Here is a 25,817-nt window from a genome sequence, read left to right on the forward strand (position 1 = left end):
AAGTAGAAACCAATATGACCCTAGCCTCTAAATCGCATGATCCCCTAATGAAACAACTCAGCGAAGTTAAAGCACGTGTTAGCACGGTACTTGAACTTGCTAAATCACTTGGCGCAGATGGTGCAGAAGTTGCTATGAGCCGCCAACAAGGTTTAAGTGTTGGTACGCGCATGGGGGAAGTGGAAAATGTTGAGTTTACTAATGATGGTGGTTTAGGTATTACTGTTTACCGTGAAGGCCGTAAAGGCAGTGCTTCTACCGCTGATTTGTCAGAAAAAGCACTAATTCAAACGGTTACTGCAGCAGTAAACATTGCTAAGTATACCTCAGTAGACGATTGTTCAGGTTTAGCTGATAAGTCTCTGCTGGCTATGAACCCACTTGATTTAGATTTATATCATCCTCATGAAATAAGTACCGAGGAAGCTATTGAGCTGGCGAAAGAATGCGAAGAAAGCGCTTTAGCTGTTGATGCTCGTGTTAGCAATTCAGATGGTGCAAACTTCGATACCTTTTCAGGTTTTAAAGTTTATGGTAATAGTCATGGGCAATTAGTCGGTTACCCAAGTACGCGTCATAGCTTGAGCTGTGTGATGATTGCCAATGATGGCGATGACATGGAGCGTGATTATGCTTACAGTGTTAGTCGCGAATTTTCTGCGTTAGAAAGTGCTAAGAATATAGGTCAGCAAGCTTCACAAGAAGTACTCTCTCGTTTAAAGCCACAAACAATTCCTACCGGTAAAGTGCCTGTTTTATTTAGAGCAGATATTGCCAATACTATTTGGGGACATTTTATTGCCGCGATTAGTGGTGGTAATTTATATCGTAAGTCATCTTTTTTACTTGATGCGCTTGGCAATGATGTTTTCCCTAAATTTTTAAATATTAGTGAAAGACCTCATATTGCTAAAGCGTTAGCGAGTAGTGCTTTTGATAGTGAAGGGGTATTAACCCAAGATAGAGAAATTATTACCCAAGGGGCATTACAAACTTATTTATTGACGAGTTATTCAGCCCGAAAAATGGGACTTACCACTACCGGTCATGCGGGTGGTATCCATAACTGGTTAGTCGATGCTCAGGGCCATGATGGTAATTTTGATGCTATGTTAAAAACCTTAGGTACTGGTTTGTTAGTTACTGAGTTAATGGGGCAAGGGGTAAATGTTGTTAATGGCGATTATTCTCGTGGTGCTGCAGGATTTTGGGTAGAAAATGGTGAAATTGCTTACCCGGTAAGTGAAATAACCATAGCGGGTAACTTATCTCAAATGTTTAAAAGTATTGTCGCTGTTGGCTCTGATGTTGATATGCGCGGAAGTATCCGTACCGGTTCAATTCTAATTGATGAAATGCAAGTTGCCGGACATTAGTAAATACATCTATTGGTAAAGACCAAAATTTATCAAAGCTATATCAATAAAAAAGCGTTATCAATGTTACATTGATAACGCTTTTTTGTTGATGAAGCTAGGTGATTATTCTTGGAAAAAGACTAAGTAAGAAGTAACGTCGCTGTTCCTAAGAAAGCGAAAATTCCAACCACATCAGTTACCGTAGTAATAATTACGCTACCTGCTAGTGCGGGATCTATATTGAGACGTTTTAACAACAGCGGAATACTTACACCAGCAAGTCCAGCTGCAGTCATATTCATCAACATAGCAAAGGCAATTACGCCACCAAGCATTAAGTCTTGCTTCCAAATCGCGACCACTGTGGCTATTAAGGTAGCCCAAATGATGCCATTTAAAAAACCAATAGCTACCTCTTTGGTTAACAGAGCGCGAGCGTTACTGTCGCCGACATGACCTAACGCCATACCACGAATAACCAGCGTTAAGGTTTGATTACCGGCAACACCACCCATACTAGGCACCAAGGAGTTTAGTACCGCTAAAATGGCTAATTGCTGAAATACCCCTTCAAACATACTAGTCACGGCAACAGCCATTAATGCGGTGATAAGGTTAACGCCAAGCCATAATGAGCGCTGTTTAGTGCTTTTAATTACAGGGGCAAAGGTATCCGCCTCGTCATCTAAACCCGCCATACTCATCATGGAATGCTCAGCATTCTCACGAATAATATCGATAACATCATCAATAGTAATACGACCGAGCAAGTGTCCTTCTTCATTAACAACAGGAGCAGAAAACCAGTCATGGCGTTCAAAAAGTTGAGCAACATCTTGCTCGCCCATATCTGCTTGTACCGCTTCAACTTCAGCATTGATCAAATTAGAAACAATAACATCAGCTTTAGCTGTCACAATGGATGCAAGTGATACCGCACCAATAAATATATTTTTACGGTCTACAACATAAAATGAATCTGTTGCGTCAGGTAGGTCACCTTTTAGGCGTAGATATCTTAGTACCACATCAACAGTGACTTCAGGGCGTAAGGTGATGGTATCGGTATTCATTATCCCGCCAGCGGTATCTTCTTCATAAGATAACGCTGTTTCGACACGACTACGGTCTTGTGAGTCCATCGACTTCAGTACTTCGTTATAAATACTGTCTGGTAGAGTACGGAAAACTTCTACTAAATCATCAATATCCATGCCTTCAGCAACAGCTGCAAGCTTTTCAGGACGCATGCTTTTAAGAATGCCCTTACGGACCTCTTCATTAAGCTCTTCGAGTATTTCACCATGAAAATCAGGGTCAATCAGTTGCCACAGCACTGGGCGACTTTTTGCCGTGGATGATTCTAAGATCAGCGCTAAATCATAAGCGGGCATGTGCTGGAGTAATTTTCGCACATAAACGAACATACCACTATCAAGTGCTTCGTTTACCTGTTGTAATCTTCTTTGGTTAAATTCTTTTTCTGATAATTCTGGCATAGCAACTCTACTTCTTTAGTGTATATTGCACAGAAAACCCTCTAAAGAGTGTGTCGCTGAAAAAGTCGCGAAACGGAGGGTCATTTAATGATGAAAAGAAAGCAGCTTTCTTTGGAAAGCAGCTGAAAATAAGCTTAAGTTTATCGTAACTTAGTGGTTTTATCAGCTTTTTTATCTTATGGAAACAGATTTTAGCTTGTACTTATATCGAGGAGTCAATGAATTATTTATTCAGCTTCGTCAAATTTATCAGAAATAAGTTGGCATATTTCAGTTAAAGCCAACTGCGCATCTTTACCCTGAACGGTGATATTTACAATCTTCCCTTGACCGCCAGCTAATAGCATTAATGCCATAATACTGCTTGCATCTGCTTCTTTACCAGCCAATTCGAGAGTGATTTTTGCTGAAAACTTTTGGCTTAATTGCGCTAATTTAGTCGCTGCACGCGCATGTAAACCTAGCTTATTGCAGATTGTTACTTGTCGAGAGATAGTATTCATTTGACTGCCGTTTTGTTAGGTAGATTTAACATCAATATCTCTATGGTGAGTTTGAATATCTTCACGCTCTTTACGGAAATTTTTTGCCAACATTTCAGCGATATAAACAGATCTATGTTTACCACCCGTACAGCCTATGGCGATGGTGACATAACTACGATTATTACGCTCTAAATGCGGTAACCAAGTCATCATAAAGCTGTTAATTTGCCAGATAAATTTAGTAACAATTGCTTGGCTCGCAAGGAAGTCTTTTACCTCTGAATCGACACCTGTTTTACCTTTAAGGGACTTTTCCCAAAATGGGTTAGGTAAAAATCTAGCATCAAAAACATAATCAGCATCAACAGGAATACCGTGTTTAAAACCAAAGGATTCAAACACTAAGACCATAGATCCCGTTTTCTTTCCTAAGATACGCTCTCTGACTAAGTCAGCTAGTTGGTGGGGGGTAAGTTGACTAGTATTAATATACAGGTCAGCGTTAGTGGATATAGGCTCTAGTAATGATTTTTCTAAAGCAATAGCCTGATCAAGCGCCATGTTTTCTTTAATAAGAGGATGCAAACGGCGTGTTTCGCTAAAGCGTCTGATTAAGTCATTATCATCGGCATCTAAAAACAGTGTATTCACGTCTACCGCTTTGGGTAAATAAGCAATAATTTCAGGAATATCTTCAGGGTCTTTAGGTAGATTTCGCACATCTAAACTAACGGCAACGTTTTCATAGTCGTTAATAACAGTATGCGTTAAGGCGGGCAGTAGATTAATAGGGATGTTATCGACACAATAATAACCAAGATCTTCTAAGACCCGTAGCGCTACTGATTTACCTGAGCCAGAACGACCACTGACAATGATTAGTTTCATTTATTATATTCCGAGTACTTTGTTTTACGGCTACAGTTAGCTTGCTTGTTGAATTAAGTTATAGAGTGCCTGATCATCATTGCATTTTCGAACTTGCTTGATCATCTTTTTGTCACTAAATAATTTAGCAATACTTTGTAGTGTATCTAAATGTTCTTGGCAGCTATTTTCTGGCACAAATAAGGCCACAAAAACATCTACTTCTCTATTATCTATGGCATCAAAGTCGATAGCTTTTTCGGTTGTTATTAATACGGCAACCGCTTTACTTGAATTGGGTAATCGACCATGAGGGATCGCAATGCCATTACCTATGCCTGTACTGCCCATTTTCTCTCTATCAAGCAAACTATCCAATAGTTCATCTTGCTCTATGTCAGTTACTTGGGTAGCTGCGAGTTGACAGATTTTTTCTAGAATACGTTTTTTGCTGGTTACGGCTACAGCACAACAGGTACTACTTGTTGTTAATATTTCTGATAATTGCATAATTTTGTTAATGGTTATAAGGCGCCTCTTACGCTAAATCATTTAGCTCGGGCGCCTGTTTTATCATGCTTTAATTACTTTAAAGCGTTCTATTGAAATAGGTATAAGTTAGCTTAATGCTGAGATAGCTTACCTTTATGCTTAAGGATTTGCCTATCAAGCTTATCAACCAAGGTATCAATAGAAGCATACATGTCTGCGTTTACTGCTGAAGCAAATACTTCACTACCGTTCATATGAACATTAGCTTCAGCTTTTTGATTAAGTTTTTCTACGGTAAGTACCACATGGACATTATTGATATGATCAAAATGTCGTTCTAATTTAGAGAATTTTGTATCAACATATTCGCGTAGTGAACTGGTTACTTCAACATGGTGGCCAGAAAGATTAATTTGCATAAGCATGATCCTTTTATTGTTGTCTTCTAAAGTAAACTCTTACGTTGGTTTGACGGTGGTATCGCTAATGATTCACGGTATTTAGCTATGGTACGTCGTGCCACTTTTATTCCCTGCTCGGCTAATAAATTAGCCATTTTACTATCACTTAACGGTTTAGCAGGAGTTTCCGCTAAGATAAGTTTTTTAATTAAAGAACGAATTGCTGTGGATGAGCATTCGCCACCATTTTCTGTACTAACATGGCTAGAGAAGAAGTACTTCAGTTCGAAGATGCCTCTTGGTGTATGCATATATTTTTGCGTGGTAACACGTGAAATAGTGGATTCGTGCATATCAACAGCTTCAGCTATATCGTTTAATACCATAGGTCTCATGGCTTCTGCACCATGTTCTAAAAAGCCTTGCTGGCGTTGAACAATACAGTTAGATACTTTAAGTAGCGTGTCATTACGAGACTCTAAACTTTTAATAAACCATTTAGCTTCTTGCAAGTTAGATCTAATAAATTGTCCATCGTCAGTTGACGATTTCATTGTTTTAGACATTGCCGCATACTGCTTATTAATCGATAACTTTGGTGCAGTATCTGAATTTAATTCAACCACCCAACGACCATTCTTCTTCTCAACAGTTACATCAGGAATAACATATTGGTCATCGCCTTTAATTACTGCATCACCCGGTCGAGGATTTAAGCTTTGAATTAAACGCATTACTTCACGTAGCTGTTCTTCTTTTAATTTTGTTTTACGCATTAACTGGCGGTAATCTCGATTACCGAGCAAATCTATATGCTCATTAATAATCAATTTACTTTCTTTCAGGTAAGGGGTATCAGCACTAAATTGATTTAATTGAATAAGCAGGCAGTCAGGAATTGAGCGAGCAGCAACACCAATAGGATCAAACATATTAATCCGCTTTAATACCGCTTCTACTTCATCAAGCTCTAGGCCTTCAGTACCGACACTTTCTAAGATATCTTCGGGTGATACGGTTAAATAGCCTGCATCATCAACCGCTTCAATAATAGCAATAGCGATGGTTTTATCGGTATTGGTGAAGGGCGTTAATTCCATTTGCCATAATAAATGATCTTGTATGGAATCAGTAGTTTCACCTTGATAAGTAAAGTCATCAGCGGGACTACTTACTGCACCTGTATTTGAAACGCCAGCACTGTAACTATCTTCCCAGGTAGTATCTATATTGAGTTCTTCTGGTATGTCGTTTTTTTCCATCGCCTCAGTAGTCGATATTTCGTCGATACTGGCCTTTTGATCTTCACTACCGTCGCTTGTTGCTTGTTCAGTTGTTGTCTCATTGGTGTTGCTTGAAAAAGCTTCTTCGAGATTATTTTGTTCAGTAGTACCTTCACTTTGGGCTTTTTCTTCAAGCTCAAGTAGTGGGTTGCTCTCTAAAACTTCTTGAATTTCTTGTTGTAACTCTAACGTCGATAATTGCAATAGCTTAATCGCTTGTTGCAACTGCGGGGTCATCGTTAACTGTTGTCCAATACGGAGCTGTAGTGTAGGGCGCATCTAGGTTATATGATTTCCTATTTATTATTCTTAGTCGTTACGCTTTTGTAATGTGTAACGACTTTTCTATTAACTGTTTTAGCTAGAGTGATTAAGTTACAACTTAATCTATAAATTAACTATAGCGTGAATTGTTCGCCAAGGTATACATCTCTGACCTTTTGATTCGCAAGAATTTGATCTGCATTACCTTGTGCAATTATTTCACCATGACTAACTATGTAAGCATGCTCACAAACGTCTAAAGTTTCTCTAACATTATGGTCGGTGATTAATATGCCAATGCCTCGTTCCTTTAAGTGTAAGATGATTTTTTTAATGTCGCCAACCGAAATAGGGTCAACACCGGCAAAAGGTTCATCTAATAAAATAAATTGAGGGTCTGCAGCTAATGCACGGGCAATTTCAACTCTACGTCTTTCACCACCGGATAAGCTCATGCCGGTATTATCTTTGATATGGCAAATGTGAAACTCTTCTAAAAGATGTTCGAGCTTTTCAGCTCGCTGAGTTTCAGTAAGTTCTTTACGTGTTTGTAATATCGCCATGATATTATCAGTGACGGTAAGCTTTCTAAAAATTGATGCTTCTTGTGGTAAATAGCCAATGCCGCTACGGGCCCTTTCATGCATTGGGGCAAGCGTTAAGTCTTCACCGTTGAGCTTGATCGTTCCATTATCATTGGGTACTAAGCCAACAATCATATAAAAAGAGGTGGTTTTTCCTGCGCCATTAGGCCCTAATAAACCAACGATTTGTCCAGCATCTACTTGTAAACTAACATTTTTAACCACTTGTCGGCTTTTGTATGATTTGGATAAACCATCGGCAATAAGGGTATTAACCTGAGGCTTCTGTTCGGAATTAGTTGTCACGGCTATCGCCTTCTTTTTCAACTACTTTATCAGTCACTTTTTCTGCTTTATATTTTTCGTGTGTTTCTTTTTGTTTTTTCAAAATAGTGGGTTGCAATACGGTTGTAACAGATTGATTATTAGCACTTTTTGCTTCTAATTTTTCACTCAGCGTATTATAAGTTATTTCATTACCACTGACTTCACTACCCGCTTGTTTGACTAAAGCATTACCTGTAATCGTGATCATATTAGAATTTGGGCTATACGTTATTTCATTAGCTTGTAATTTTATTAAACTACCGTCTTCTAGTTGTTGCTGGAATATAGCGGGTTTACCTTTTGCTAAATAAGTATCCTTTTTTTCGCCGCTCTTCTTATCGATCACACTAAATACTTTAACGATATCAGCGGTAATAGAGATAGAACCTTGACGAATACTTACATTGTCTAAATAACTAGCAATTTTGTTTTTAAGATCAGCAGCTTGTCGTTGCGATTTAATAGTGATTTCTTGTTCTAAATCTTTTTTAGCGGCTTGAGCAGAGCTAAAAAAAACGAGACAACAACTTAGCGCTAATACTTTAAAAGTATTATGGGTGAAGTTCTTACGTTTGAAGGTAATACGGTTTAAATTAGCTTTCATCATATTTTTTATAAATAGTACGTTCATGCTGGGTTAGGGTCATTTGTTTGGTGTTTAAATCGATAATCAATCCTGAGCCATACATGGTGAAGTCTTTTCCGACTACAACAACTGCTTGCTCTGAACTAATGATATTTGTTTTTAAATCTAATGCGATTGTTTTGCAATGAATCTCTTTTATTAAGCTATCACTTTCGGTTGCTATAATATGTACTTGATTTTTTAGCTCTACACGATTGTCTTTGTAAAGTGTAGCTTCTTGCGCGCTGAGCTTCCAAGGTAGACCATTCTTTTGCGGGTATAAAGTGTAATTTGGCGATTCAAAATAACTGACTTCTAAATCAGAATAATGTTCCATTCTTTGTGCTTCAATGGTGTGTGACAGTTGCCCTAGTTCACTATAAATCTTGCTTTGCAGCTGCTCAGCGATAAAGTCAGGGCGCTGCTCATCTACAATTAAGGTATCTTGTTCAATGGTAGCGGTACGCCATTCAATAATGCCATAAACTAGCGCACTAAGCAGTAAGACAAATAGCGTTAGGCTATTTAATCTATTCATATACTTGCGCCTGAGGCACTAGCCAAGCTGCCTTGACTTTGCATAATCAAATCGCAGGTTTCTCTTACCGCACCAAAGCCACCACGAGTGAAGGTGGTGTAATCTGCATCAAGTAACACTAAAGGGTGGCCGTCAGCAACACTAATGCCAAGCCCTACGGCTTCAATACAAGGTAAATCAGGTACATCATCACCTATGTAAGCTACTTCGTTCAGATCAATGTTCAATTGTTGAGTTAAATGGATTAAGGCCGGTAACTTATCTTCTTGACCTTGAATAATATGTGCAACATTTAGTGCTTTCATACGATTTGCCACAATTGAAGAGTTTCTGCCGGTAATAATGGCAACATCAACACCACTAGCGCCTAGCGCTTTTATGCCAAAGCCATCTTTAGTGTGAAACGCTTTTAGCTCTTCGCCATCATTACCCAAATATATTCTACCGTCAGAAAATACGCCATCAACATCACAAACCAGTAAGCGTATTTGTTGAGCTTTCGCTAAAATGTTATTTTGGACATTACCATATAAAGTATTCATTAAAGCACTCCAGAGCTTAAGAAGTCATGCATATTCATTGCACCAACAAGTTTATTATTGTTATCGACAATGATTAGGCCGTTTATCTTATTGTCTTCCATTATTTTCAAAGCTTGTGCAGCTAACATATCACTTTGCGCCACTCTGGGATCATGTGTCATTACAGTACTGATACTATCACTGTGAATATCTACTCTATTATCTAATACTCTGCGAAGATCGCCATCAGTAAATAAGCCAACCAATTGTTGTTTATCATTAACTATAGCAGTCATGCCTAAACCCTTTAATGACATTTCAACCAAAGCTTCTTTGATAAGTGCATGTTCAGAAACTACAGGTATTCTGTCGCCTTGATGCATAATATCCTTTAAGCGTAGCAATAAGCGTTTACCTAAGCTGCCACCTGGGTGTGATAAAGCGAAATCATCAGCAGTAAAGTCACGAGCATTGAGTAAAGCGACAGCTAAAGCATCACCCATAACTAGGGTTGCAGTGGTACTTGATGTCGGTGCTAAACCTAATGGACACGCTTCTGCTGATACTTTAATACAGACATGCGTATCGGCTAATTTAGCTAAGGTAGAGTCAACATTACCTGTCATTGAAATTAATTTAGCGCCTATGCGTTTAATCACAGGAATGATGGCAAGTACTTCACTGGTTTCACCTGAATTAGAGATGGTTAACACCACATCATTACTGGTGATCATGCCTAAATCACCATGGCTCGCTTCTCCAGGATGAACAAAGAAAGCAGGTGTGCCTGTACTAGCAAGAGTCGCTGCTATTTTTCCGCCAATATGACCTGACTTGCCCATACCAATGACGATAACTCGCCCTTTGCAATGAAACATGAGTTGGCAAGCAAGCTCAAAATTATCATCAATATATTGCACTAGTTCAGCAATGGCTTGCTGTTCAATTTCAATAACGTTTTTTGCTAACTGTTTGAAGTTTTGCATAATGATTAATTTATATCAGTTCTTATAATTATAATTGACTAAAAAGTAATACTTGATAGGCGATAAAGCTTAACAGTAATAATGCGCCTTTTGCACGGGTAATTCTAAAGGCACCAAAGCGTCGACTAAAGCACAAAATAAACAGCAATAAAGTAACACCTAACATAAAGGGTGCATCTCTACTGGCAGCTAAGGGATCAATATCACCAGGAGCAATCAAACCGGCAATAGGTAACACAGCCAGAATATTAAAGATATTTGAGCCTATGATATTACCTAATGCTAAGTCATCTTCTTTTTTAATAATGCTCATAATGCTAGCAGCGAGCTCTGGTAAGCTAGTACCAATAGCAATAATAGTTAACCCTATCACTAAATCACTAATACCAAATGCCTTAGCAATAAATACAGAAGATTCAACCAAAAAGCTTGCACTTAATGGTAATAAAATGATTCCAACACCGAGCCAAAGTAAGGATGATTTCATATTTACTGCTGGGGCAACATCTTGTTCTGCTGCAATAATCAAAGGATCATCACTGGGTTTCCCCTTTGTTTTCTTCAAGGTAATAACAAGCAGTGCGATAATGTAAATGGCAAAACCAGACATTAATACAATGCCTTCAACAAAACTTAAATGGTCATCAATAAGTAACCAATAACCTAAAGCGGTAACGGCAAGAATAAGGGGGATTTCACGTTTTATTGTTTGTGATGAAACGGTTAAGGGCTGTAACAAGGCGGTAAGACCAAGTACCAAAGCAATATTGGTAATATTTGAGCCGATAGCGTTACCAACGGCGGTATCTGGATTACCTTGCAATGATGCTGTTGCCGCTACCATCATCTCAGGTGCTGATGAACCCATAGCAACAATGGTTAAACCAACGATCATGGGTGAAATACCTAAGTTTCTGGCTAATGATGACGCGCCAAAAACGAATTTGTCGGCGCTCCAAACCAGTACAATAAGGGCGATGAGTAATATAAAAATTTGTTCTAGCATTAATGACTCCAAAGTTAAGCGTAAATTGTCGCTGGTTGTTGAGCAAAAAAGAAGTAAAGAATGCGAGAAAAATTAAAATAATATTTTTTTTGCCTTACTTTTAAGCAAAAACGATCACTTTCTTACAATTTACCCTCAGCTTTTTACAAAAATGGCGCCTTTCTTGGTTTATTTATAATGAAGAATTGTAAGCGCTAAGGTAAAATCAACTCCTACTTAATAGAAGTTCTATTGCAGATTCAGGCAATAATTAACAGTGACGTTGAACGATGACAAACTCTGCACCTGAAATAAATTTAGTTGAAATTGAAAACCTAACCTTTAAACGGGGTGAGCGCGTCATTTATGACGATATAAGCTTGTCTATTCCTAAAGGGAAAGTTACCGCAATTATGGGCCCTAGTGGCATTGGCAAAACAACGTTGTTGCGCTTAATTGGCGGTCAAATAAAACCGGATAGTGGTAATATACTTTTTGCCGGAAAAAATATTCCAATGCTCTCTCGTGCAGACTTATATGAAGCACGAAAAGATATGAGCATGCTTTTTCAAAGCGGTGCGTTATTCACCGAAATGACTGTTTACGATAATATCGCCTTCCCTATAAGAGAGCACACCGAATTATCTGAAGACATCATTGAGAAAATCGTACTAATGAAATTAGAGGCGGTTGGCTTACGCGGTGCAAGGCACTTACAACCAAGTGAGCTCTCTGGAGGAATGGCGCGTAGGGTAGCATTAGCACGCGCAATAGCCTTGGATCCCGAGCTAATTTTGTATGATGAACCTTTTGCTGGTCAAGATCCTATTTCTATGGGCGTTATTGTTCGATTAATTCGCTCATTAAGTGATGCTCTTGGCTTAACCTCTATAGTGGTGTCCCATGATGTTCCTGAAGTCATGAGCATCGCCGATTATATTTACATTGTTGCCGAAAAGAAAATTATTGGCCACGGTACACCTGAACAAATACGACAAGATAGTTCTCCTTTAGTGCAGCAGTTTATTCAAGGCGAAGCCGATGGCGCTGTACCTTTCCATTATGAAGCGCCAGCTTACAGTGATGAACTAGTCAAAACATCTTCAAAAAGAGCTAAATAAATGAATCATTTTCAAGGTGGAAAATAGTGCAGCAGATACAGTTTTTAGGTAAGCAAACGCTGAATATGATAAGTGGCTTAGGCCGTGCAGTTATTCTATTGGTTTCAGCATTAATGCATGTACCCAATATCCGTAAAGGTACGCCTTTATTGATGCAGCAGCTTTACAGCGTTGGTGTTTTGTCTTTATTGATTATTGTCGTGTCAGGTACTTTCATTGGCATGGTCTTAGCTTTACAGGGCTATACTATTTTAGTGGGCTATGGCGCTGAAGCAAGTTTAGGCCCAATGGTTGCATTATCATTATTACGTGAACTTGGTCCTGTGGTTGCGGCGTTATTGTTTGCAGGTCGTGCAGGATCGGCACTGACAGCAGAAATTGGTTTAATGAAAGCGACGGAACAGCTATCAAGTTTAGAAATGATGGCTATTGACCCTTTAAGACGAGTGATAGCACCGCGTTTTTGGGCCGGGTTTATTAGTTTACCGCTCTTAGCCGCTATTTTTTCTATGGTGGGTATACTTGGCGCTCACGTTGTTGGTGTTGATTGGCTAGGTGTTGATGGCGGGACTTTTTGGTCGGTAATGCAAGACCAAGTCGATTTTCAAAAAGATATCCTCAACGGTATTATTAAAAGTATCGTTTTTGCTTTTGTTGTTATGTGGATAGCCGTATACAAGGGTTATGATTGTGAACCTACTTCTGAAGGTATTAGTCGTGCGACTACTTCAACAGTAGTGCAATCATCATTATTAGTTTTATTTTTAGATTTTATTTTAACGGCATTAATGTTCGTAAAGTAGTTAATGGCACATTGTTGTACCGTTTGAGTGTTCAATTTTTTATTACAAGGCGTTGGTGAAAGACATGGTGTCAAAGAAAGTAGAATTATTAGTAGGTTTTTTTGTTGCATTAGGACTAGCTGCCTTATTGATGTTATCGCTTAAGGTTGCAAACTCAGGTATGGGTGGCGGTGGTGCAAGTTATCAACTTTTTGCTAAGTTCGATAATATTGGCGGTTTAAAAGTTCGCTCTCCTATCAAAGTGGGTGGGGTTGTTGTGGGCCGTGTTAGCGATATCTCGTTAGATGAGGAAGATTATACCCCAGTAGTCACACTTGAAATTTATACACAATACAATCAATTCTCAGAAGCAACCTCTGTGGCAATATTGACGGCAGGTTTATTAGGCGAACAATATTTAGGTGTACAACCTGGCTTTGTAGATGAATCAGTTGATACATTACAGCCTGGCGATTTTATTGAAGATACGAAGCCAGCCTTAGTATTAGAAGAGTTGATTGGACAGTTTTTATTTAGCCAGGGAAGTGGCGAGGAGTAGTTAATGAGTATAAGTAAATTTGGTTTAGGTAATGTTTTTTGCAGTGTAGTTATCAGCCTGGTATTTAGTAGCAGTGCTGTTGCAACGGGTGAAGAAGCAACAAAGTTACCTTCTTCGGCGACAGAGCTACCTGCAAAGGCAACACGCTTAGCTGTTGATCAAAGTAACCCGTATACCATGGTAAAAGGTGCAGCGGAACAGACCTTTAAACGTTTTGCTAGTGAGCAACAGGCAATTCAAGAAAACCCCAACTTGTTAAAAGACATCGTTCGTGAAGAACTTATGCCTTATATTAACTATAAATATTCTGCCTTTAAGGTTATTGGTAAACATTTAAAGAAAACGACGGATGCCGAACGTCGCGCATTTGTACCCGTTTTTCGTGAGTATCTTGTGAGCTCATATGCCCAAGTCTTTACTTTATATGATAATCAAGTCGTGAATTTCTCCCCAGAAAGGTCTTATGAGGGGAAAAGAATAGTCGCTGTTAATACTAGTATTATTATGGCGGGTCGAGATAATATCGATGTGGCGTTCAAAGTTAGACTGAATAAAAAAACTAAACAATGGCAAGCATTCGATATGGTTGCAGAAGGAGTTAGTTTACTTGATTCAAAGCAAGCTGAGTTAGGCAGTATCATCAGACAAAAAGGTCTGCCTTACGTTACTGAATTATTAAAAAGAAAAAGTACTCGAGACATTGTTTTTAAAAATCGCGCAGTCAAAACTGAAAGCACAACCGTGAATCAAGAACAGCAAGGATAAATAGTGACTAAAGCGAATATAGTTCTTAATCATGGTACCCTTACTGTCTCTGGTCAATTGAGCCGTCACAGTGTCGCGGATATAAAAAACAGTGAATATGTAGATTGGTTTGCCCATGGTGCTGTTAAAGTTGATTTAAGCAACGTGAGCAAGGCAGATACTGCGGGTCTTGCTTGGTTATTTTACCTTTTAGAGCAAGCCGCACATTACTCATGTCAATTGAGCTTTAGTAATATACCTGAAAAATTAACTAAACTAATCACCTTAAGTGGCGTAGATGGTTTATTACCTATAACATGTGATTAGTATCATACATACTCAAACCAGCTGAAATACGCATAGTAAAGTGGCTTGGGTATCAATAATGAACAAAGGAGACTCCCTTGGAAGTTGGTGAGATTGAAACATTAGTAAATAAATTGATAAATGAAGCACTTGAACTTGATGAAGTGCATGTAACTTTTGATGGCTCTCAATGTCGAATTAATGCAGTAAGTGATATGTTTGATGACTTAAGTCGTGTTAAACGTCAACAAGCAGTGCTTAAGCCATTAGCCGATATCATCAAAGATGGCACAATCCACGCAATTACTGTGAAAACATTTAATAAAGCACAGTGGAAGCGTGATAAATTATTTAATAGTTAGTATTAATACTAACTATTATAAGTAATAGTGTTACTAATTTGTATTTTTCATGCCTAGCTTTTTACTGCTGGGCATTTTTGTGTATACTGGTTCGATGTTTTTTAATCCTTTTTAAGTAAGTAGTAGTTATTTTGGACGCATTTAAAGTTATTGGTGGTAAACCACTTCGCGGCGATGTCGTGATCTCCGGAGCAAAAAACGCAGCTCTTCCTATTTTGATGTCAGCATTATTATCTAAGACACCTGTTGTTTTTAGTAACGTACCGCAGCTGAATGATATTTTAACAACGGTTAAATTATTAGGTCAGTTAGGTGCTAAAACTGAATGGCTTAACGAAGACAAACTTATGATCGATGCTAGTAGCATTGATACTTGTCGTGCGCCTTATGATTTAGTAAAAACCATGCGCGCTTCAATCCTAGTGCTTGGTCCATTACTTGCTCGTATGGGACATGCTGAAGTTTCTTTGCCGGGTGGCTGTGCCATTGGCGCAAGACCTGTGAATCTGCATATTCAAGGCCTAAAATTGATGGGCGCTGATATTACCGTTGAAGACGGTTATATTGTTGCTAAAAAGCAAGGCCGTTTAACGGGCGCAACTATTTTAATGGACATGGTTAGTGTAACAGGCACTGAAAACTTAATGATGGCCGCCGCTTTAGCTGATGGCATTACCATTATTGAAAATGCTGCACGTGAGCCTGAAATTGTTGATCTTGCTAATTGCTTGATCAGTATGGGCGCTAAAATTACCGGTGCGGGTTCGAATACCTTAACTATTGAAGGTGTTAGTGAACTGTGCGGTAAAGAATATACTGTTATGCCTGACCGTATCGAAACGGGTACTTTCTTGGTCGCAGCTGCAGTTACCCAGGGTCATATCAAATGTTTAAATACCGATCCTAAGGCCTTAGAAGCTGTATTAAGTAAATTGCAAGAAGCAGGTGCCACCATCACCACGGGTGATGACTGGATTGAATTAGAAATGACATCTCCAGCGAAAGCTGTCAATGTTAGAACTGCTCCTCATCCCGCTTTCCCTACAGATATGCAAGCGCAGTTTATGACTATGAATGTGTTAGCTGAAGGTACTGCGACAGTTATAGAAACTATATTCGAAAATCGCTTTATGCATGTGCCTGAATTACAACGCATGGGTGCAGATATCGCTTTAGAAGGTAATACCGCTATTGTTAAGGGCGTTACTAGTCTAAATGGTGCTCAAGTGATGGCAACTGATTTACGAGCTTCAGCAAGCTTAGTAATTGCAGGCTTAGTAGCTAAATCACCAACGCAAGTTGATCGTATTTATCACATTGACCGTGGCTATTTATGTATTGAAGGTAAGCTACAAGGCTTAGGTGCGGATATCACTCGTATCAAAGCTGATTAATCATTGATTGACAGATTTGTCAGTAATTTAAAGAGGTTAGTGCTTTAACAAGTATTAACCTTTTTTTGTGCCCGTTCTATTGAGGCTAGTATAATTGTGAACATCAGTAAAATTTAGACAATAAAAAAGGACATCCAATTAAGGTATGTCCTTTTCTTAACATCTTTAGGTTTGTTATTAAATAACTAACCTAAATATTGCAAATTAAAGTGCAACGATGTTTTCAGCTTGAGGTCCTTTCTGACCGTCAGTAACTGTAAATTCAACTTTTTGACCTTCAGCAAGAGTTTTAAAACCGTCACCAACGATAGCGTTGAAGTGAGCAAAAACGTCTGGGCCGTTTTCTTGCTCGATGAAACCAAAACCTTTAGCTTCGTTAAACCATTTTACTGTACCAGTAGTTGTAGACATAAGTGTATCCTATAAATATTTAAGAGTAATTATACTAACAAATTTTGCATAAAGCTAAACTGTTAGGGGTTTGCTAAAAAGAGTTGCTATTACTTATAAATCAGGACGTGTTACAGATATCTTATCTAAGGTAAGCATGAGATAACATCGAAATGGTGTACAAAAAAATAAAACTAACTTCAAGCTGGGTGCATTATATAGTTAACAATGAGTATGTCAACCATTAGAGTAATTAAAGCTGCAAGTTAGTCCAAAAATAGGCTTGCAGCACTAATTTATCGCTATAATTTAAATTCTTGCACCGATTGTTGTAACTCTTCGGCTAAACGAGCAACCTCACTACTTGATGTTGCTGTTTGTTGTGACCCTGCAGTGGTTTGCTCTGCAATAGTTACGATAGATTCAAGGTTCTCACTAATTTCATGAGCAACAACGCTTTGCTCTTCCGCTGCTGTAGCTATTTGTGAGCTGCGATCAAAAGCCTCATGTACTGCGTGAGTAATAACTTCGAGGGCTTTATCTGCCTCTTCACTTTGGTTTACACAGTCACTCGCTTTAGACTTGCCCGCATCCATAACGGTTACCGCTTTACCTGCACCCGTTTGTAACGCTTCTATCATCGTTTGAATTTCAGAAGTAGACTCTTGTGTTCTACTTGCTAAGGTTCGTACTTCGTCTGCAACTACAGCAAAACCTCGGCCTTGTTCACCTGCACGCGCAGCTTCAATAGCGGCATTTAATGCGAGTAAGTTCGTTTGTTCAGCAATGCCACGAATTACATCTAATATTCCACCAATCGAAGCACTGTCTTGCTGTAATTGATTAATAACTTGGGCTGCAGCATCTACTTCGCTGGCAAGTAATTCAATGGTTTGACGATTCCTTGCTGAAATGCCTTTAACACGCTCAGCTTCTTCATCAGCATGTTTTATTTCTCCTAAGGCATCGTTAGCACTGGCTAGTACACTTTGAGCGGTACTGCTCATTTCGGTTGTTGCAGAGGCTGCTTGTTCTACTTGATTACGTTGCTCTTCAATTGCTGTGGTACTTTGAGCGGTAACTGCTGAAGTTTGTTCAGCAGCAGCAGCAAGTTGAGCCGAGCGGTTAACAATGCTTTCAATCAAGTTACGTAAGCTATCAATTAATAAATTACAGTTTCTTGATAGTTGAGCGAATTCATCATTACCTGTTTCATCTAGTTTCATTGAAAGATCACCAGAAGCGACGATATTGAGCATTTCATTAACACGTGCTAATGGACGAGTAATACCAACAAGCGTAATTCTCGCGATAATGAGCGCAACAGCAATTGATATGAGCATGATAATAGTAGTTTGGGTACTACCACTGCTCACAGAATCCTCAACTAGTTGGCTCGCTTTAATGGTGGTTTGGTTTGCAAGTTCAATTTGATTATCCAAGACTTTGTTAACTTGTTTTGCTACTTTTTCTTCTTTTGCTAACATGGAAGTAGCTTGTTGGTTGGCTCTTAGTTGCTTTGCTTTATGAGCAATTATGCCATCATCTTTTGATAGAAGGTTTTGTATATCGTTGAATGCTGTTGCTACTTCCTGAGATACATCTTCGATGTCATGGGTATTTAATTCAGCAATAATATCGTCAACTGATCCTTTTGCTTCATTGAGGCTGCGAGTTAGTTCACTCTCAATAAGCTGAGCAGTGCTCTCATCTATAATGTCGCGGTATTCGAAAGCAGAAGAAACAATAGAGTTAAATTTGTTTTCCAGTTGTTCACTCAAGCTGATTGCACGTTGAAGCTTAGTATCAGCAAGTTCATGATCAGCTAAATCAAGTAACAACATAACAGTGTCATCTGCTTTTTCTTCTAAAATATCGATTTTATCAGTCAAAAGCTGTCTTTGTTCGATACTGATTTTATGGTTACTAAACAAGCCAGTGCTAGCATTATGAAAGTTTGAGTAAAGTTGATCTACTTGGGTCAAGTTAGTCAATAAGTCTTGTTCAGAAGCTACTATTTGTTTTAATTCTGACAATTGCTGAGTAAATAGAGCTTCTATACTTTTATAATCTCTGAGATTAGCTGCCACTACATCAAGGTCAGTTTGATAATAGCCTTTTAAGGTCAGGTTACTCATTTGACTCAATTCAAGAGCAAGTTTATTACTGGCTTTGAGTGTTGGAATAGCTAAAGTATTCTGTTGCTGAGTCGACTCGCTGATGGTGTTTAAGTTAGATAACGATATAATGCTAATTACTATCAGTAAAGTTGAGATAATGGCAAAGCCACCAATTATTTTTACAGCTACAGTCAAATTCATAGAATCCACCCAATTGGTAGGCTACTTGCCTAGTTAATACGTTAATTTGTTTATGATATATCAAGCTTAGCTTGTATCGGCGTGTAATAGGAAATATTTAGTTTATATTTAAGTATTATACTGAGTGAAACGTCATCCGCCACGCTTCTTTGTTTTTTTGTACAAAAATAAATTCACTAATCAATTATTTCAGCATTTTGCTTGAAGTATTTTTTATCATGCCAGCGAAGCATGGTCAAATGATTCCCCCAAACACAGCCGGTATCTAAGGGATAAATATTAGGGTGTGAACTTTTACCCATGAGTGAAGCCCAATGTCCAAAAACCCAAGCAGTGCTACTGATCGTTTTAGATAACTCATACCAAGCAACTATGTTGCTATTAGTAGTATTTCCAGGAGACTCTTTTTGAGTAAACTCTAGTGAACCGTCATTAAAACAAAAGCGCATACGGGTAAAGGCATTAATACTATAACGAAATTTTTCAATATCAGTTTTTGCCTTATGCCAGTTATTAGGCTCTTCGCCATACATAAGTGCTAACCAAGTGTTTCGGTCACTACTTGCTAATTTACTGTGGAGAAATTCTGCTTGTTCTAACGCATCCGTTAGCTGCCATTGTGGTGAAATACCAGCATGACTCATATAAGCGTTGTCTTCTTGATTAGTCGTTTCTTTGTTTGAACAGGAGTTATCGTTAGGTATTTTTTGCAATAACGGTTGTGCGGCTAACCAGTCCATAAGTTCATCAACATCTGGAGCTGCTAATAAAGCTGATAAGTGATCTGATTTTTTAGCCTTTTTGATACCAGCATGAACTGCTAATAAATGTAAGTCGTGGTTACCCAAAACGACTTTAGCACTTTTTCCAAGGGATTTGACAAAGCGTAAGGTTTCGAGAGAGCCGGGACCGCGAGCGACTAGGTCGCCCGCTAGATAAAGGATATCTTTTTTGCTGTCAAAATTGACTTTTGACAGCAAGGCAGTTAACTCGTTAAAGCAACCTTGGATATCGCCTACCAAGTAAATAGCCATAAGTTACTCTGCGTCTGGTGCAGAATCCTCATTTAATTCTTCATTAGTCTGTTGAATCTTTTTATTTTTTGCCATGTGTCTTCTTTCTCTCGCAGGGGCAACTTCTGGCGGGTTATCCACAATAAAATCAGCAAGTTTCTTAAATTCATCAAGAGATAAGTTTTCTGGACGTAAATTAGCATCAATGTTTAATTCAGCTAACTGTGCTTCGCTAATTAACTTTTTAAAAGTATTTCTAATAGTTTTTCTACGTTGGTTAAATGCGGCCAAACAAACGGTGTTTAATGCGTTAATGTCTTTAACCGGATTCTCAATATGTGTATGAGGAATCAAACGTACTATCGCAGAGTCAACTTTTGGAGCGGGCTTAAAAGCCTCAGGTCCTATTTCCATCACAGGATGTACTTGACACTGATACTGAGTCATTATTGATAAACGACCGTAGGCTTTACAATGAGGTCCTGCAGCCATGCGCTCTACCACTTCTTTTTGTAACATGAAGTGCATATCTTTTACTTTATCTTTAAAGGTTAATAGATGAAAAATAAGTGGTGTAGAAATGTTATAAGGTAAATTACCAAAAATGCGTAGTGGTTTTTCTTCATCCGCTAACTGAGCAAAATCAAATTTCAGCGCATCGGTTTCATAGATCGTTAAGTCTTTAGCCAAAAAGGGGTGATGGCGAAGTCTATGGGCAAGATCCCTATCTAATTCAACAACGGATAGTTTACCTGCGCGTTCGATAACGGGTTCTGTTAATGCACCTAAACCAGGGCCAATTTCTATTAGGTTTTCACCTGGCTCTGGATTAATGGCATCGACAATGTCACTGATAACAGCATCATTATGGAGAAAGTTCTGTCCAAAGCGTTTTTTTGCTTGGTGGCCTAAGTGTTTTTTGTCGTTCATAACTACTTCTTTGTTAAACTATTTGTTATTTGCTAAGTTGATGGCGTTGTTCATTGCTTCAATAAAACTACCAGAATCTGCGGTACCTTTACCTGCAAGTTCCAGTGCTGTTCCGTGATCAACAGACGTACGAATAAAAGGTAAACCAAGTGTAATATTTACTGAAGAGCCGAAGCCTTTGTATTTTAGAACTGGAAGACCTTGGTCGTGATACATAGCTAAAATCGCATCCGCTTCAGATAAATATTTTTCCTGAAAAATAGTATCGGCAGGTAAAGGACCAATGATATTGATACCTTCAGTGCGCAGCTCAGCAAAAGCTGGCTCTAATACTTCTATTTCTTCACGGCCAAGATGACCATCTTCACCCGCATGGGGGTTTATACCACAAGCATAAATTTTAGGTGATTTGATACCGAATTTATCTTGTAGGTCTTGATGTAAAATCCGAGTTACCTTTTGCACGCGCTCATAGGTAATTGCTTTAGATACGTAAGCCAGCGGAATGTGTGTCGTTACTAATGCTACACGTAGACCTTTGGTAGCAAGCATCATAACGACATCGGTACAATTGGCTTGATTAGCAAAATATTCTGTGTGGCCACTAAAAGCAATACCGGCTTTATTTATTAGGCCTTTGTGTACCGGGCCCGTCACTATTGCATCAAACTCACCAGAGATGTTTTTTTCACTGGCAATTCTTAATGTTTCTACCACGTAAGCGCCATTGGCACTATTTAACGTCCCAGGGATACAAGGTTCTGCTAACTCAACATCAAGCACTGTTAAAGTCCCTGCTTGTTGAGGTTTGGCTGGAGCATGTTGACAATAATCGTTCAGGGTCAACGGCAAAGAAAGTAATTTTGCTCTTTCTTGTAATAATGACTTTGAAGCAATGACAACCATTTCAACAGGCCAGTCTTGTTGAGCAATAGTAATGACTAAATCGGAACCAATACCAGCTGGTTCTCCCGGTGTAATGGCAATGCGTAATGTCATTACTTACTATCCTGTTCAAATATTTCAATGTAGGCTTCATCGCGAGTTTCTTTTAACCAACGTGTGCTCTCCATTCCATATTTACGGTTAAATAGAATATTATGAGCGCGATTTGAATTTAATTGTGAAGTGGCATCAACCAAACGTCGATCTTCTAGTTGAATAATATGCCAACCAAAAGATGAACGAAATGGTTTATGGTATTCACCTTTTTTCATGGTTGCTAGTGCATCTTTAAATGCCGGGTCATAACTTGTAGGGTCTGCCCAACCTAAATCTCCACCACGCACTGACGTTGGTCCTTCAGAATGTTCTTTGGCTAATTCTTCAAAGTTTGCTTCACCTGCATTTATTTGATTTAAAAAGCCTTGTAATAAATTTTTAGCTTTTTCATCACTTAAAATAACCGATGGTTTAATCAATATATGACGCGCTTTAACTTCTTCCACTTCGACCACTTTTCTACCACGAATATCTAATACTTTAACTATGCTATAACCTAAGCCTGTACGGATTGGGCCAACAACTGTGTCTTTAGGTTTTTCGTTAATCAGTTCTGAGAAGAGTGTTGGCATTTCATTGATATTTTTCCAGCCTAAATCACCGCCTTTTAATGCGTTAGCATCACCTGATGACGTAATCGCAATTTTAGCAAAGTCAGAGCCATCATTAAGTAACTCGACCACCTTAGTTGCGCGAGTTTTAGCTGCGGCTAAATCTTCTTGGCTAGCATCGGCAGGGAACTCTATTAAGATATGGCCTAAATGATATTCGACATTATTAGTACTTTGCTCTTTCATCACAGCAAGTAAATTTTGTATTTCTTGTGGAGAAACAAAGATACGGCGCCTAACACTATTACGACTTACTTCACCTGAAATGAGTTCGACTCGAACACTTTCTCGATATTTTTCATAACTACTGCCTTCATCGATAACCTTTTGGCGAAATTGAGCTAGGGTAAGCTTGTCTTCTTTTGCCATGTTATTTAAGGTTTGGTCAAGTTGAGCATCACTAATTTGGATACCCATGCGCTGACCAATTTGACTGAGCAAGCTATCATTAATTAGCTTATCCATGACTTGAATACGTAATGCTTTATCAGAAGGTAAACTCTGATTATTGCTTTTAGCTTGGCGTTTAATATTAGCGAGTAAATCGTTAACTTCAGATTCAAGTACGACACCACTATTAACAATGGCAGCGACTCTATCAAGCAGTTCTTCTTTAGCTTGTACTGATGTGATAGTAGTGATGATAAGACTAGAGGCTAACAGTATTGCTTTAATTCTATATTTCATAATTATTATGTCTTGTTTTATGTTTTATGTTTTTAATATGGCGTATGGTGCTAGTTTTGTAAGTAATAAGGGCGTTTATAACCAAATATACTCTTATCAAACATCTCTTGAGTACCTATGGCGGATTGCTTACCGTCTAAGCCTTTAATGATAAATTTAATGCTAATACCAGTATCAAATTTTTCATTACCCTCAGTAACAAAACTGGTTGGATCTAAGTTCGAGATAATATGACGATGATAGGCTATACGTACTGCCCAACAGCAACTTTCGTATTGAAAGCCAGCATATGACTCTATACTTCTATCTTGTTTCAAATCTTGTGTAACACGGCCAACAAATGCCCAGTTTTTGTTAATAGCAACACTTGTTAAGAGGGAAACTTGTTCTAAGCTATCTCCTGAGACATTACGAGTATAGCGATGGTTCAATTGTATTAGATTATATTTATTAATTTGATAATCAATATTAACTTGTCCCTTATTGGTAAAATCCTCTAGGGTATTGTATTGAATATCCCCACTCACTTGCCACTGATGATTTATACGGTAAAACAAATCAGCTGCAACAGATGATTGTTTATTGTCAATATCTCCATTATCAGTTAACAAGGCATCATTGGCAAGGTCGGTATTATTGTCACCTAGATATTGAATGCGACCAAGACTGACGCGAATTATTTCTAAGTTCTCTTTATCAAGTAATCGACTAGTAATACCCCAAGTATATTGGTTAGCTGCAGCGATTCTATCTAAGCCACTATAACGGCTATCACGAAAAATACCGTGGAAATCGTCTTGTAATATAGTTGTATCATACAAGCCAATATTGGATTGATCTTTTTCTGGCACATAAAGGTATTGTAACTGCGGCTCTAGGGTATGGCGATAGCTTTCGCCAAAAGCAAGCAGTTGCCTATCAAAATTTATACCTGCATGGATGCGTACTTTCGGTAAGGTTCTTTCTACTGTTTCTTCTAATGAACTGTCGGCAGAAATATTGCCTTGTTGATAATAGGTATGCATTAATTTTACTTCAGAGTTAACAAACCAAGCAGGTCTAACAACGGGGAAGGTAAAGCCAGCTTCAACATGATAGCGGTGCGCTTCTACTTGATCTTTCTCTGAAGATTGAAAAGTAGTCATTTCAGAATAAAGTTCGAATTGGCCAGATAAAAAGTTTAAAGGTTGTTGGGCCGAGAGTTCAATGTGCGGTAATGTTTTATAGCTAGGTTGATGATCACCGAGTACTTCAAAATCTTGTAATTGTATAGTTGCTTGCCACTGCTCGCCAAAGTAAGCCAATTCTGCTGTTTGATAGAGATAAGCATCGTTTGAATTATACTGTTTACTACCAATATCAACTAAATAGTTATCATCACTAATGGTGGTGTAATCAATATAGGCACGGAAATCTTCAGAAAAAGTACCTACATGTTGAAAGCGTGCTAAATATCGAGAGTCATCATTACTGGTGATATCTTTATCATTATCTAAATATTCAATATCGATTTGACCCGATTGTTGGTCCATCAAATAACGAAATTCTGTTTGTAGCTGTAAACCGCGTTTAGACATATAACGCGGAGTAATAGTAGCATCATAGTTCTCAGCTATATTCCAATAAAAAGGCGCGGTAATTTCAAGGCCAGTATTGGTTGTTGTTTCTATTTGAGGATACAAAAAACCGCTTAAGCGTTCTTTTGATATAGGGAAATAAAAGTAGGGGATATAAAAAATAGGTACATCTAAAACCCTAAATTGAGCATGATAAGCTTCACCAAAGTCACCAGTGGACGATAAATTAATTTCAGCCGCTTTTATTTGCCAGTCGGGAACTTCTTGTAAGCAGGTGGTATAGGTTGAGTCGACTAAACTCAGTTGGCCATCGCCACTAATAGAGAGTTTTTCTGCGGTACCATGCCCAGGGTTACCATCGAGTTGATATGAGGCGGACGTCATCTCTGTTGAGCTATCTGTTTTACTTGCACTGAGTGTGTTGGCAAAAATATTTATTTGTTTACCTTGGTAATGAATATTACCAATAGCTTCTATTTGCATTTTTAAACGATTAAAAGAAAGTTGGTCGGCAATTATTTTCTGATCTTTATCAACCAGAATAACAGAGCCGTTAAATAGTGCTGTTTGGTCTTGTTCGATACTTGCTTGCAAAGATGATATACGGATATTTCCGTTAATAACCTTAGGTATACCTAAGGAAATATCATCAAATACAGGTAATATGCACTGCATTACTTTAGTTTCAGGCGATTGAGATTTTACTTCCTCTTTAGCTTGCGCTACTTCTATAAAGCAAACGAATAGTGCAACTAGGGTAAAATTTAATGTACGGGAAAAAGGCATTTATTGTCCGGAAAAGG

Annotated in this window: 27 protein-coding genes; 8 read left to right on the top strand and 19 right to left on the bottom strand. The window is 38.4% G+C overall.

Annotation, left to right across the window (positions count from 1 at the left end; genetic code table 11):
- The first annotated feature begins 14 nt into the window (after positions 1-14).
- Positions 15-1,376: a metalloprotease PmbA gene (pmbA, locus tag CXF85_RS06675; RefSeq protein ID WP_101227731.1), complete on the top strand. Its 1,362-nt coding sequence runs from the start codon at positions 15-17 to the stop codon at positions 1,374-1,376.
- 122 nt (positions 1,377-1,498) lie between these two features.
- Here pmbA and mgtE read toward each other — a convergent pair whose 3' ends face one another.
- The 12 genes from mgtE to CXF85_RS06735 form a co-directional block, all read right to left on the bottom strand.
- Positions 1,499-2,857 (bottom strand): magnesium transporter, encoded by a 1,359-nt coding sequence (gene mgtE, locus CXF85_RS06680; RefSeq protein WP_101227732.1) that lies wholly within the window; start codon positions 2,855-2,857, stop codon positions 1,499-1,501.
- 227 nt (positions 2,858-3,084) lie between these two features.
- Positions 3,085-3,360 carry an HPr family phosphocarrier protein gene (locus CXF85_RS06685; protein WP_101227733.1) on the bottom strand — a complete coding sequence of 92 codons (276 nt, stop codon included), beginning with the start codon at positions 3,358-3,360 and terminating at the stop codon, positions 3,085-3,087.
- Between the two features lie 15 nt (positions 3,361-3,375).
- Positions 3,376-4,230, bottom strand: a complete 855-nt coding sequence (gene rapZ, locus CXF85_RS06690; RefSeq protein ID WP_101227734.1) for an RNase adapter RapZ — start codon at positions 4,228-4,230, stop codon at positions 3,376-3,378.
- A 36-nt stretch (positions 4,231-4,266) separates the two neighbouring features.
- Positions 4,267-4,719: a PTS IIA-like nitrogen regulatory protein PtsN gene (gene ptsN / locus CXF85_RS06695; RefSeq protein ID WP_101227735.1), complete on the bottom strand. Its 453-nt coding sequence runs from the start codon at positions 4,717-4,719 to the stop codon at positions 4,267-4,269.
- A gap of 113 nt (positions 4,720-4,832) precedes the next feature.
- Positions 4,833-5,120, bottom strand: coding sequence for a ribosome hibernation promoting factor (gene hpf, locus CXF85_RS06700; protein ID WP_101227736.1), 288 nt, complete (start codon positions 5,118-5,120; stop codon positions 4,833-4,835).
- Between the two features lie 26 nt (positions 5,121-5,146).
- Positions 5,147-6,664 (bottom strand): RNA polymerase factor sigma-54, encoded by a 1,518-nt coding sequence (locus CXF85_RS06705; protein ID WP_101227737.1) that lies wholly within the window; start codon positions 6,662-6,664, stop codon positions 5,147-5,149.
- A gap of 119 nt (positions 6,665-6,783) precedes the next feature.
- Positions 6,784-7,539, bottom strand: a complete 756-nt coding sequence (gene lptB, locus CXF85_RS06710; protein ID WP_101227738.1) for an LPS export ABC transporter ATP-binding protein — start codon at positions 7,537-7,539, stop codon at positions 6,784-6,786.
- On the bottom strand, positions 7,529-8,167 hold the full coding sequence (gene lptA, locus CXF85_RS06715; protein ID WP_232771102.1) for a lipopolysaccharide transport periplasmic protein LptA: 639 nt from the start codon (positions 8,165-8,167) through the stop codon (positions 7,529-7,531). The genes lptB and lptA overlap by 11 nt, the downstream gene beginning before the upstream one ends.
- Positions 8,154-8,723 (bottom strand): LPS export ABC transporter periplasmic protein LptC, encoded by a 570-nt coding sequence (lptC, locus tag CXF85_RS06720; RefSeq protein WP_101227739.1) that lies wholly within the window; start codon positions 8,721-8,723, stop codon positions 8,154-8,156. Before lptC ends, lptA begins: the two co-directional genes overlap by 14 nt.
- Positions 8,720-9,265: a 3-deoxy-manno-octulosonate-8-phosphatase KdsC gene (gene kdsC / locus CXF85_RS06725; RefSeq protein WP_101227740.1), complete on the bottom strand. Its 546-nt coding sequence runs from the start codon at positions 9,263-9,265 to the stop codon at positions 8,720-8,722. Before kdsC ends, lptC begins: the two co-directional genes overlap by 4 nt.
- Positions 9,265-10,230 (bottom strand): KpsF/GutQ family sugar-phosphate isomerase, encoded by a 966-nt coding sequence (locus tag CXF85_RS06730; RefSeq protein WP_101227741.1) that lies wholly within the window; start codon positions 10,228-10,230, stop codon positions 9,265-9,267. The genes kdsC and CXF85_RS06730 overlap by 1 nt, the downstream gene beginning before the upstream one ends.
- 28 nt (positions 10,231-10,258) lie before the next feature.
- Entirely contained in the window at positions 10,259-11,236 is a 978-nt protein-coding gene (locus CXF85_RS06735; RefSeq protein WP_101227742.1) for a calcium/sodium antiporter, read from the bottom strand.
- A gap of 269 nt (positions 11,237-11,505) precedes the next feature.
- Between CXF85_RS06735 and mlaF the strand changes: the two genes are divergently transcribed.
- From mlaF to murA, 7 genes are all read left to right on the top strand, one after another.
- Positions 11,506-12,336 carry a phospholipid ABC transporter ATP-binding protein MlaF gene (gene mlaF / locus CXF85_RS06740; RefSeq protein ID WP_101227743.1) on the top strand — a complete coding sequence of 277 codons (831 nt, stop codon included), beginning with the start codon at positions 11,506-11,508 and terminating at the stop codon, positions 12,334-12,336.
- A 26-nt stretch (positions 12,337-12,362) separates the two neighbouring features.
- Positions 12,363-13,139, top strand: a complete 777-nt coding sequence (gene mlaE, locus CXF85_RS06745) for a lipid asymmetry maintenance ABC transporter permease subunit MlaE (RefSeq protein WP_101227744.1) — start codon at positions 12,363-12,365, stop codon at positions 13,137-13,139.
- A gap of 64 nt (positions 13,140-13,203) precedes the next feature.
- A complete protein-coding gene (mlaD, locus tag CXF85_RS06750) occupies positions 13,204-13,677 on the top strand; it encodes an outer membrane lipid asymmetry maintenance protein MlaD (protein WP_101227745.1) in 474 nt (157 codons plus the stop codon).
- A 3-nt stretch (positions 13,678-13,680) separates the two neighbouring features.
- On the top strand, positions 13,681-14,442 hold the full coding sequence (locus CXF85_RS06755; RefSeq protein WP_101227746.1) for an ABC transporter substrate-binding protein: 762 nt from the start codon (positions 13,681-13,683) through the stop codon (positions 14,440-14,442).
- A gap of 3 nt (positions 14,443-14,445) precedes the next feature.
- Positions 14,446-14,748, top strand: a complete 303-nt coding sequence (locus CXF85_RS06760) for an STAS domain-containing protein (protein ID WP_101227747.1) — start codon at positions 14,446-14,448, stop codon at positions 14,746-14,748.
- Positions 14,749-14,825: 77 nt separating this feature from the next.
- A complete protein-coding gene (locus tag CXF85_RS06765; RefSeq protein WP_101227748.1) occupies positions 14,826-15,089 on the top strand; it encodes a BolA family protein in 264 nt (87 codons plus the stop codon).
- 131 nt (positions 15,090-15,220) lie between these two features.
- Positions 15,221-16,483 (top strand): UDP-N-acetylglucosamine 1-carboxyvinyltransferase, encoded by a 1,263-nt coding sequence (murA, locus tag CXF85_RS06770; RefSeq protein WP_101227749.1) that lies wholly within the window; start codon positions 15,221-15,223, stop codon positions 16,481-16,483.
- Positions 16,484-16,687: 204 nt separating this feature from the next.
- On the opposite strand, the gene CXF85_RS06775 is transcribed toward murA, so the two are convergent.
- The 7 genes from CXF85_RS06775 to CXF85_RS06805 all read right to left on the bottom strand — a co-directional run bounded on the left by CXF85_RS06775 (position 16,688) and on the right by CXF85_RS06805 (position 25,800).
- Positions 16,688-16,894, bottom strand: coding sequence for a cold-shock protein (locus CXF85_RS06775; RefSeq protein ID WP_011045258.1), 207 nt, complete (start codon positions 16,892-16,894; stop codon positions 16,688-16,690).
- A 281-nt stretch (positions 16,895-17,175) separates the two neighbouring features.
- A complete protein-coding gene (locus CXF85_RS06780) occupies positions 17,176-19,194 on the bottom strand; it encodes a HAMP domain-containing methyl-accepting chemotaxis protein (RefSeq protein WP_101227750.1) in 2,019 nt (672 codons plus the stop codon).
- Between the two features lie 176 nt (positions 19,195-19,370).
- Complete coding sequence (locus CXF85_RS06785) at positions 19,371-20,228, bottom strand: symmetrical bis(5'-nucleosyl)-tetraphosphatase (RefSeq protein ID WP_101227751.1); 858 nt, start codon at positions 20,226-20,228, stop codon at positions 19,371-19,373.
- Between the two features lie 3 nt (positions 20,229-20,231).
- Positions 20,232-21,137: a 16S rRNA (adenine(1518)-N(6)/adenine(1519)-N(6))-dimethyltransferase RsmA gene (gene rsmA, locus CXF85_RS06790; RefSeq protein ID WP_101227752.1), complete on the bottom strand. Its 906-nt coding sequence runs from the start codon at positions 21,135-21,137 to the stop codon at positions 20,232-20,234.
- 18 nt (positions 21,138-21,155) lie between these two features.
- Positions 21,156-22,136: a 4-hydroxythreonine-4-phosphate dehydrogenase PdxA gene (pdxA, locus tag CXF85_RS06795; protein ID WP_101227753.1), complete on the bottom strand. Its 981-nt coding sequence runs from the start codon at positions 22,134-22,136 to the stop codon at positions 21,156-21,158.
- Positions 22,136-23,437: a peptidylprolyl isomerase SurA gene (surA, locus tag CXF85_RS06800; protein ID WP_101227754.1), complete on the bottom strand. Its 1,302-nt coding sequence runs from the start codon at positions 23,435-23,437 to the stop codon at positions 22,136-22,138. Before surA ends, pdxA begins: the two co-directional genes overlap by 1 nt.
- Positions 23,438-23,487: 50 nt before the next feature.
- Positions 23,488-25,800, bottom strand: coding sequence for an LPS-assembly protein LptD (locus CXF85_RS06805; RefSeq protein WP_101227755.1), 2,313 nt, complete (start codon positions 25,798-25,800; stop codon positions 23,488-23,490).
- Positions 25,801-25,817: the final 17 nt, after the last annotated feature.

It is taken from the genome of Colwellia sp. 75C3 (assembly GCF_002836255.1).
GTDB lineage: Bacteria > Pseudomonadota > Gammaproteobacteria > Enterobacterales > Alteromonadaceae > Colwellia.